The 10032-nt window shown below is 71.8% G+C and carries 7 protein-coding genes and 2 pseudogenes; 6 read left to right on the top strand and 3 right to left on the bottom strand.

Annotation, left to right across the window (positions count from 1 at the left end):
• A pseudogene (locus QIT00_RS36350) lies at nt 1-216 on the top strand (2-oxoacid:ferredoxin oxidoreductase subunit beta); the annotation flags it as partial.
• Between the two features lie 41 nt (nt 217-257).
• On the opposite strand, the gene QIT00_RS36345 reads toward QIT00_RS36350, so the two are convergent.
• Nucleotides 258-662 (bottom strand): hypothetical protein, encoded by a 405-nt coding sequence (locus QIT00_RS36345; RefSeq protein ID WP_282539780.1) that lies wholly within the window; start codon nt 660-662, stop codon nt 258-260.
• A 219-nt stretch (nt 663-881) separates the two neighbouring features.
• On the opposite strand from QIT00_RS36345, the gene sbnA reads away from it, so the two are divergent.
• From sbnA to QIT00_RS36320, 5 genes and pseudogenes are all read left to right on the top strand, one after another.
• Nucleotides 882-1922 carry a 2,3-diaminopropionate biosynthesis protein SbnA gene (gene sbnA, locus QIT00_RS36340; RefSeq protein WP_282539779.1) on the top strand — a complete coding sequence of 347 codons (1041 nt, stop codon included), beginning with the start codon at nt 882-884 and terminating at the stop codon, nt 1920-1922.
• 3 nt (nt 1923-1925) lie between these two features.
• Nucleotides 1926-2933, top strand: a complete 1008-nt coding sequence (gene sbnB, locus QIT00_RS36335) for a 2,3-diaminopropionate biosynthesis protein SbnB (protein WP_282539778.1) — start codon at nt 1926-1928, stop codon at nt 2931-2933.
• A 2-nt stretch (nt 2934-2935) separates the two neighbouring features.
• A complete protein-coding gene (locus tag QIT00_RS36330; RefSeq protein ID WP_282539777.1) occupies nt 2936-4864 on the top strand; it encodes an FAD/NAD(P)-binding protein in 1929 nt (642 codons plus the stop codon).
• Nucleotides 4861-6456 carry an L-lactate permease gene (locus QIT00_RS36325; RefSeq protein WP_282539776.1) on the top strand — a complete coding sequence of 532 codons (1596 nt, stop codon included), beginning with the start codon at nt 4861-4863 and terminating at the stop codon, nt 6454-6456. Before QIT00_RS36330 ends, QIT00_RS36325 begins: the two co-directional genes overlap by 4 nt.
• A 39-nt stretch (nt 6457-6495) precedes the next feature.
• A pseudogene (locus QIT00_RS36320) lies at nt 6496-7428 on the top strand (hydroxyacid dehydrogenase); the annotation flags it as partial.
• 242 nt (nt 7429-7670) lie between these two features.
• Here QIT00_RS36320 and QIT00_RS36315 read toward each other — a convergent pair.
• Together QIT00_RS36315 and QIT00_RS36310 are read right to left on the bottom strand one after the other, a co-directional pair.
• Nucleotides 7671-9230 carry a class I adenylate-forming enzyme family protein gene (locus QIT00_RS36315; RefSeq protein WP_282539775.1) on the bottom strand — a complete coding sequence of 520 codons (1560 nt, stop codon included), beginning with the start codon at nt 9228-9230 and terminating at the stop codon, nt 7671-7673.
• A 77-nt stretch (nt 9231-9307) separates the two neighbouring features.
• Nucleotides 9308-9853, bottom strand: a complete 546-nt coding sequence (locus QIT00_RS36310) for an SRPBCC family protein (RefSeq protein WP_282539774.1) — start codon at nt 9851-9853, stop codon at nt 9308-9310.
• Between the last annotated feature and the right edge of the window lie 179 nt (nt 9854-10032).

Raw genomic sequence — 10032 nt, 5'->3', positions numbered from 1 at the left:
TCCCACGCCGCGTCCCCGACCACCGCGTTCGCCCTGTCCCGCCTCGCCGACCCCGACACCCTGCACCACACCCCGATCGGCGTGTTCCGCTCCGCCGAGCGGCCCGTCTACGACACCCAGATGTCCGAGCAGCTCGACGCCGCCATCGAACAGAACGGCAAGGGCGACCTCGCCGCCCTCCTCACCGGCAACGACACCTGGACCGTCGTCGGCTGACGCGCCGCACAGGCCGGGGGAGGAGGGCGGCGGGACGCCGGCTACTTCCCCGGCTGCGGCGCGTTGAAGCGCATGAACCCGGTGAAGCGCGGCGAGAACGTCGGTGACACCTGGTCGCCGAGCGCGTTCCGTACGCCCCGCACCACGTCGTCGTCCGGCGCGCCGAACACCTCGAAGTGCTCCACCCGGCAGTGGTCCATCACGTCGTTGATGTACGGGGCCGACATCTGCCAGTGCGCCCGTACGGCATCGGAGTCCCGGTAGAGCTGGAAGCTGTCGGCGAGCAGCCGCTGTTCGTCGATGAACACCTCCACCATGAGCTGGGGTCCGTGCCGCTCGACGAACTCGACCGCTCTGGCGGTGGCGTTGCGGAAACCCTCCAGGTGCCCGTCGTTGATGCGCATGGTGTTGCGGAAGAGCAGAATCCCGCTGTCAGGTGTGTCCATGGCCCCAGTGTCTTACCGCGCCCGCCCCGTCGCGCGACGTGACACCCGCCCCGTGCCCGCGAACACGTGACAAAGTCTTCATCTCCGATTGAGGGGGGTCGAGGACAGCGGCAGAGTTCAGGAATCTGCTGTTCGCCCGAGACTCGAACGATCCGAAGACTGTGAACCACCTTGGAATACGGGGGAGTTCGGCTCTCACCTCCAGAAGGACGAGGTCCGATGCTTTATCGGAATGCTCATGAACTGGTTCTGGACAGCGTCTTCCTGGACCTGGACGGATTCATTCCACAGATAGACCTGAAGTTGAAGATCGAGGGCCTCAACCCGGCCGGCTCCATCAAGATCAAGGCCGCTGTCGGCCTGATCGAGGACGCCGAACGAAAGGGGCTCCTCGAACCCGGCGGGCGTGTCATCGAATCGTCTTCCGGAAATCTCGGGATCGCCCTGAGTTCCGTGTGCGCCGCGCGCGGCTACACGTTCATCTGCGTCGCCGACCCGAACACCTCCCGGCAGAGCATCGGCCTGATGGAGGCGTTCGGCGCCGATGTCGTCGTCGTCACCGAACGCGACGCCAACGGCGGCTATCTGCAGACCCGGATCGACTACATCCACCAGCGGCTCGCCGAGGACGCCTCCCTGGTGTGGCCCAACCAGTACGCCAACCCGGCCAACCCGCGCGCCCACTACGAGCGCACCGCGGCCGCCATCGGCCGGCAGGGCTGGGACATCGACCACCTGTTCGTCGGCGCGGGCACCACGGGCACCCTCATGGGCTGCACCGACTACTTCCGCGAGCACTCCCCGCGCACCCGGATCGTCGCCGTCGACTCGCTCGGCTCCGTCACGTTCGGCGGACCGGCCGGCAAGCGGCACATCCCCGGCCTCGGCACCAGCCGCCGCCCGGAGATCTTCCGGCCGGGACGCGTGGACGAGGTCGTCCTCATCCCCGAGTTCGAAGCCGTACGGATGTGCCGCCGCCTCGCCGCCGAACGCGGCATCGCCCTCGGCGGGTCCACCGGCTCGGTCCTCGCGGCGATCGAGCGCAGCAGCGACCACATCGCGCCCGGCTCGCTCGTGGTGGCCATCGCCCCGGACATCGGCGACCGCTACCTCGACACGATCTACGACGACGTATGGGTCTACGAGCGCTTCGGCCGCCTCGACTCCGACCCCCGCACCCCCCAGACCGACACCACAAGCACCGACCGCAGCGAAGACCAGCGGGAGCGGACCACGACCGCCCTCGCAGTGAAGGGATGACCCGTGTTCGAGTTCAGCGTCATCGGCGGCAGGACCGCCCGCGACATCATCGGGCGCAGCCGCAAGCAGATCGTCGAGGAAGTACGCGCCACCTACCTCGCCCACGAGGACGGTGACTCCGTCAACCCCAACAGCTACTTCCTGCGCTTCCCCGACAAGCCCGACAGCCGCATCATCGCGCTGCCCGCCTACCTCGGCGGCGAGCACAACGTCGCCGGCATCAAGTGGATCAGCAGCTTCCCCGGCAACATCAAGAACAAGGTGCCCCGCGCCTCCGCGGCGCTGCTCCTCAACGACTACGAGACCGGCTACCCGTTCGCCTGCCTGGAGGCCTCCCAGATCAGCGCGGCCCGTACCGCCGCGTCCGCGGTCCTCGCCGCCGAGGAGCTCACCGGCCGCAGCACCACGAAGCGGCTCACGATCGTCGGCGCGGGCATCATCGCCCGCAACATCCTGGAGTTCTTCCACGCCCAGGAATGGCAGATCGACGACCTCGTCATCCACGACCGCATCCCCGCCTACGGCCAGGCCTTCGCCGACTACGCCGCCGGTGAACTCGACTACCCGGCGCGCGTCGAGGAGAACCTCGACACCGCGATCACCGGCGCCGACCTCGTCGTGTTCGCCACCACCGCGGGCGAGCCGTACGTCCTGGACCCCGACACCTTCGTCCCCGGCCAGACCGTCCTCAACGTGTCGCTGCGCGACATCGGCCCGGAGATCATCGCCGGTGCGCAGAACATCCTCGACGACATCGGCCACTGCATGACCGCCAACACCTCCCCGCACCTCGCGGAACAGAAGTACGGCCACCGCGACTTCATCGACGGCACCCTCGCCCAGGTCATCCGCGGCACCGTCGAGATCGCCACCGACCGGCCGGTGATCTTCTCGCCGTTCGGACTCGGCGTCCTCGACCTCGCGGTCGGCACGCACGTGTACCGCACGGCCAAGGAGTCCGGCGAGGCCGTCGAGATCAGCGACTTCTTCGGCGAGACCCAGCGGTGGTGACCATGAAACCGACCTTCCGGACCTCCCCCGTACGGCACCGGACGCCCGCGACCGCCGTCAGCATCATCGGCCTCGGCTCCCGCGGCATCGGCGTACTCGAACGCCTAATCACCCACACCTCGCACCCCGACTGGCAGCGGCGCCCCCTGACCGTCGACCTCGTCGACCCCGGCTGCGACGGCACCGGCCTGCACACCCCGGACCAGCCCGACCACCTGCTCCTCAACACCGTGTGCAGCCAGGTCTCCCTCTTCCCCGAGGAGGCCACCGTCGGCGACGCGGTCGGCGACCGGGGCCCGAACCTGTACGAGTGGGTGCGCGAGCTGCAACTCCGCCTCGCCGACGACGGGTTCACCCTGCAGACCGAGGGCCGCGAGATACGCCCCGACGACTACCTGCCGCGCCGCATCCTCGGCAGCTACCTGTCCTGGTTCCTGCAGCGCACCCTGCGCCGCGCCCCCGACCACCTCAACATCCGGCTGCACCCCGCCACCGCCCTCACCCTGGACGCCGACCCCGGCGAGCAGGACCTGCGCGTCATCACCCTCGACAACGGCACCGTGCTCCGCAGCCACCACGTGTTCCTCACCACCGGCCACACCCCCGAGCCGCCCGCACCCCGGGCGCCCGGCGAGGACCGCCGCATCCGCTCCCCGTACCCGCCCGCCGAGCAGTTCGCGGACGTCGCACCCGAGCACACCATCGCCCTCGCGGGCACCGGCCTGTCCGGCATGGACGCCCTCGCGGCCCTCACCGTGGGCCGCGGCGGCCGGCACGCCGACGGGGCGTACGAGCCGAGCGGCCGGGAACCGCGCATCGTGCTCTTCTCCCGTACGGGCCTGCCGTTCCGCGCCCGCCCGCACAACAACCGCGACGGCGCCTTCGAACCGCTCGCCCTGACCCGCGCCCGCATCGACCGGCTGCGGACCGGCTCCACGGACGGCACGCTCAGCCTCCACGGCGACCTCGTGCCGCTGATCTGCGCCGAGATGCGCATCGCGTTCCACCGCCGCTGCGCCCACCTCGCCGGTGCCGCCGCGGCCACCGAGCAGACGCTGCGGGACGCCGCCCGCGACGGCACCCTCGACGCCGCCTTGGACGTCCTCGACGGCCGACACGCCCAGACGTACGGCCAGTTCGTGCCCGAGCGGGTGCTCTTCCCGGGCCCCGGCCCGCTGGACACGAGCGCCGCCCACCAGGACCACTACACGGCGGCCCTGCGCGCCGACCTGGACGAGGCGAACGCCGGACTCGGCGCCAGCCCCCTCAAGTCGGCGCTCGAAGTCCTCCGCGACCAGCGCGACATCATCCGGTACGCCGTCGACTTCGCGGGCCTGGACGAGAAGTCCCACGACGAGTTCTACGGCGCGTTCACCGCCGTACTCAACCGCTCCGTCACCGGACCCCAACTCGACCGCCACCGCGAGCTGTTGGCGCTCATCGACGCGGGCGTCGTCGAGATCCCGCTCGGCCCCGAACCCGAGGTCGTCCGGGACGAGACCGCCGGTGTCTGGCGCCTCGCCTCGACCCGCCTCACCACCGGGCACACCGTGCACGCCGACTGGCTCTGCCACGCCACCTCCGGCCAGCCCGACATCGACCGCACCGGCAGCGCGCTCCTGAACCACCTGCGCGACACCGGCCGGCTGCGCCGCCACCGGCCCGACGCCCCGCACAGCCGCGGCGTCGACCTCACGCGCGCCCAGCACCCGGTCGGCCGTGACACCACCGTGGACACCCGCCTGTGGATCCTCGGCCCGCTCACCGAGGGCGCCACGTTCTACAACCACTACGTCCCCTCACCCGGCGGCCCCAACCGGGCCCTCCTCGACGCCGACCGCAGCGTCCGCGCCCTCCTCGCAACGGCCCGCACCCAGGAGCCCCGTATCCGAGGAGCCGCACCCGCCGCCCCAGCGAAGGCCACCCGATGAACGCACTCCTGGCGACCCTCCCCGTCCTCGCCACCCTCGGACTCCTCGCCGCGAAGGTACGGGCCCTCTACGCGGCCCTCGCCGCCCTCGGCACCGCCGCCGTCCTCACCGCCACCACGTTCCGCACGCCGCTCGCGGACCTGGGTGAGGCCCAACTCCACATGCTGCCCACGCTCGTCGAGCTCGCCGCGATCCTCTTCGGCGGCATCCTCCTGAGCGAACTCATGTCCCGCACCGGGGCACAGGCCCGGCTCGGCGCACGCCTCAGCGGCGCCTGCAGCTCCCACAGCCGGGCCGTGATGCTCATCGTGTTCGGCGTCACCCCGTTCGCCGAGTCCCTCACCGGCTTCGGCATCGGCGTCGTCGTCGCCATCCCGCTGCTCCGCCAGCTCGGCCTGGCCCCGGCCAAGGCCGCCGTGGTCGGCCTGCTCGGGCTCGTCACCGTGCCGTGGGGCTCACTCGCCCCCGGCAGCCTGGTCTCCGCCGAGCTCGGCCAGGTCGACTTCCAGGAACTCGGCGTCGTCTCCGCGCTGCTGTCCGCGCCCGTCTTCCTGATCTGCGGCGCCGCGGCCCTCGCCGTCGCCCACGGGCCGCGCCGTGCGCTCGGTGCGGCCGGTGAACTCCTCCTCGCCACCGGCACGTTGTGGTTCACCGTGTGGGCCGTCAACACCTACATCGGCGTCCCGCTCGCCGGTGTGCTCGGCGGCCTCGCCACCATCGCCGTCCTGCTCCTGGTCTCCCGCCTGCAAGAACAGGGCCGCGAGCAGGCGGAGCCGGTCGGCCGCGCCCTCGCCCCGTACGCCTTCCTCGTCCTCGGGCTGCTCGCCGGGCGCGCCGCCCTCAGCGCGGCCGGCATCGAGGAGGGCTGGTGGACCGTGCTCGCGGGACCGGCCGGCTGGCTGCTGCTCACCGCCGCGCTCACCCCGCGGCTCCTCGGCGCCGACGGCACAGAGGGTGCCGCGCTGCCCACCGCCGTCACCACCGCCACCGCCCGCTGGTGGCAGGTCACCCTCACCACCGCGCTGTTCCTGATCCTCGGCACGCTCCTCACCGTCACCGGGATGAGCCGCGAGATCGCCGAGGCCTGCGCCGCGCTCGGCCCTGCCTATCTGCTCCTCGCCCCCTGGATCGGCGCCGTCGGCGGCTTCCTCGCCGGCTCCAACACAGGCGCCAACGCCATGTTCGCCGCCAGCCAGAGCGGCGCCGCCCACGCCCTCGGCTACCCGGCGCTGCAGCTCGTCGGCGTCCAGAACGTCAGCGCGGCACTCGCCTCCGGCGGCTCCGTGGCCCGCGTCCTGCTCGCCGCCGAACTCGCCACCAACTCGCCCGGCCCGCAGGCCACTTCGCCCGCGCCCGAGCAGCAGCCGAGCCCGACGGGCGGCGGCCAGGGCGGCACCGCCACGGCAACCGACACCGCCGTACGCACCGAGGCACCCGCCACGGCCGTACGCACCGAGGCACCCGCCACGGCCGTACGCACCGAGGAGTCCGCGCCCGCGCCCGTCAACACCGGCCACGTCCTGCGCACCGTCCTCGCCACCCACACCGTGGCCTTCCTCGTCCTCGGCGTCATCGCCCTCCTGTGGCGCTGACCACCACCACACCCCCTCACCCTTCAGAAAGGCACCACCATGCCCAGGCCCGTCGTACTGATCGCCGACCGGCTCTCGCCCGCCACCGTCGACGCCCTCGGCCCCGACGTCGAGGTCCGCCACTGCGACGGCACCGACCGGGCCGCGCTCCTGGCCGCCGTCACCGACGCCGACGCGCTCCTCGTCCGCAGCAGCACCCGCGCCGACGCCGAAGTCATCGGCGCCGCCGACAAGTTGAAGGTCATCGGCCGCGCCGGCGTCGGCCTCGACAACGTCGACATCCCCGCCGCGACCGCCGCGGGCGTCCTCGTCGTCAACGCCCCCGCCGCGAACGTCGTCAGCGCCGCCGAACTGACCTGCGCCCTGATCCTGTCCGTCGCCCGCGACATCCCGCAGGCCGACGGGGCGCTGCGCCGCGGCGCCTGGGAGCGCAGCCGCCACACGGGCACCGAGATCGCGGGCAAGACCCTCGGCATCGTCGGCCTGGGCCGCATCGGCCGCCTCGTCGCCAAGCGGCTGCGGGCCTTCGACATGAACGTCATCGCGTACGACCCGTACGTGACCGGCTCCGACGACGGCACGCCTCTGGTCCCGCTGGACGAACTCCTGGACCGCGCCGACTTCGTGACGGTCCATTTGCCGAAGACCCCGGAGACGACGGGCCTGATCGGCGCCGCGGAACTCTCCCGCGCCAAGCGCACCGCGTACGTCGTCAACGTGGCGCGCGGTGGCATCGTCGACGAGTCCGCCCTCCACGAGGCCCTCACCACCGGCGAGATCGCGGGCGCCGCCCTGGACGTCTACGTGACGGAGCCCTGCACGGACTCCCCGCTCCTCGGTCTCGACAACGTCGTCACGACCCCGCATCTCGGCGCGAGCACGACCGAGGCCCAGGAGCGCGCCGGCACGACGGTCGCCGCGTCGGTCCTCCGCGCCCTCGCGGGCGAGCCGGTACCGGACGCGGCAAACGTCCCCGACCGCGTCCCGACCGGGGTGCACACCCTGCCCGCCCCGGTCCCGGTCCCGGTTCCGGTCCCGGCGGGCGCCATCCGCTGACCGAGCACCGCTCGCGGGGGCCGCCGTCCAGCGGGCCGGCGGCCCCCGCCGTGCGCTCCAGCCCGGCACAGGCGTCGGGCTGCTCCTACGGCAGCACGACACCCCCGACGCACGAGGTGGCGTCGAGGGTGTCGAGAGCGCGGCGGTCCCAGGGCCCGTCAGGCCGCCTGAAGGCGCCGGGCCAGCTCCAACCGTTTGATCTTCGTCGTGGCGGTCTGCGGCAGCTCGTCGAGCCGCAGCTGCACCGGCTCCGCCAGCGGCGGCAGGTCCACCACGGCCGACTTCCAGGCGATCTCGTCGAGCGGCGCGTCGTCCCGCGTGCACACCACGGGGACCGCGGTGCCGCCCTCACCGGGGATGATGATGACCTCGACCAGCTCGGGCAGCCGCGTGAAGAGCTTGTCCTCCAGCTCCAGGGTCGACTCGACCCCGGGGATCTCGTCGACCTCGCGGTCGAGGAGGTGCAGGCAACCCCACTTGGTGCGGTAGCCGACATCGCCCATCCGCCACCAGCCGTCGTTGACCTGCTTCTCCCAGCGCGGATGCTCCGCCAGGTACGTCACGATGCGGCCGTCGCTCTTCACCTCGATGTAGCCGGGGTTCTGCTTCGTCGGCGTACGGCCGTCCCGGCTGACCACCCGCACACCGGTCATGCCGGGGAACGGGGCACCCACACACCGGCCGTTGAAGTCCGCGCCGTCCTTGAGGGAGTAGGTGCGCCCGGCGATCGGGCCGACCTCGCTCTGGCCGTACGCCTGGACGAACCTGGGACGCTTGCGGCCCGAGGCCTTCAGCATCGTGTTCACCGTACGGGGGTGGATCGCGTCGAAGGTGGAGCTGAAGAACCTCACCTTCGCCAGCGGCCGCCGCGGGTCGTCCGCCAGGACCTCCCAGCGCAGGAACGTGTTGGGGTGCGCCTCGATGAAGCCGGGCGGCACCTGCGTGAACAGGTCGCCGACGGACTCCGGGTCGTCGTCCCTGAGAATGATCAGCGGGTGGCCCTGGAGGATGGAGATCGGCATGGCCGTGAACATCCGCGAGTGCACGAACGACACGTGCACGGCGACGGGTTCGCTGCGGCGCACGCCGAGCGACACCACGGTGCCCTGCGGACGGTAGCGGGCCTGGAAGCTGCGGCCGGTGTGCACCGCCAGCTTGGGCGTGCCCGTGGTCCCCGAGGTGTGGGTGACCAGCGTCGGGTGGTCCGGCGGCATCGTCACCGCCGGTACGCGCCGGACGTCCGCGAGCGAGGCGAACGGCGTCGCGCCCTCGTGCTCGCCGGAGGTGAGCAGCACCTGACGGGACAGTCCGAAGACCTCGGCCGGCAGCGAGGAGTCCAGCTTGGCCTGGTCGGTGACCAGATAGGGCTGCCCGACCCGCCGCAGCAGCTCGGCCACCGTCGCCCCCTCGAGTTTCGGCGAGAGCAGCACCGGAATCGCACCGATCCGGGCGACCGCGCAGGCCAGGAGGGAGATGTCGAAGCCGTCGCCCTTGTGCACCACCACGTGGTCACCGGGACGGGCGCCCACCGACCACAGCCGGGAGGCGAAGTCGTCCACCAGGTCCGCCAGTTCGGTCAGCGAGGCGCGGCGGCCCAGGTGGGGAGCGATGTCGAGATCGTGGTCGAGGACCACGAAGTTGGCTGGGTGCCGGGCGGCTGCTCGGTCGAACAGCGTGCCCAGACGAATGCCGTTGTTTCCTATGCGCTGGAGAAACATCTAACCGCTTTCTCGTCCAGGAACATGCGTGGCCGGGCCGGCCGGTCCGCCGCTTCGCGTGGGCCGTGCCCGCCGGGTCACTGCTTCTCGATGAGGTTCCGAATGCGCGCGAGGGTGTCGTCCAGGTCCTGCTCGAGCTTGGCCGTCCAGTCGGCCACGAACTTCTCGCGCTCGGCCTCCGAGAGATCCGCGACGATCTTGTGGATGCCGGCGGTGGCCTTGCCCATACGGAAGTGGTGCACGAGGACGGAACCCTCGTCGCCGTCGGGCTCGACGTCGAAGCCCCAGACGCTCTCCTGGTCCTCCTGGGCGTGGCTGAGCATCATCCAGCAGAACGTACGGCCGGGCTCGGCGGCGGTGATCCGCGCGTCGGTGTACCAGGTGCCGCGGACCAGCGGGGCCCACGCCACGACGTCCTCGCTGCGCAGGTTCTCGCCGCGGAAGACCGAGCCCACCTGGGAGGGTTCACCGGAGATCCACTCGCCGCCCACGCACTCGGGGCTCCACTCGGCGCTGCGCGGCAGGTCGCTGACGACGGCGTAGACGTCCTCGGGGCGCGCGGAGATCTTGATCTTCGCCCGGAGTTCGAACAGGGGTGACTTCTCGATAATCGTGTTCGCCATGTGATGGACCCTGCCGAGCCGGGGGACGGCCGGTCAACGCAGGCCCTTCGGGTTCGTCAAGTTCCCCTCGGCCGCCGTACGCACGCACGTGACCGCCCGGCCGTACGCACGCACGTGACCGCCCGGCCGTACGCACGCACCTGACCGCCCGGCCGTACGCACGCACGTGACCGCCCGGC

Source organism: Streptomyces luteolus (assembly GCF_029968015.1).
GTDB lineage: Bacteria > Actinomycetota > Actinomycetes > Streptomycetales > Streptomycetaceae > Streptomyces > Streptomyces luteolus.
This window is presented reverse-complemented; position numbering and strand designations above follow the sequence as displayed.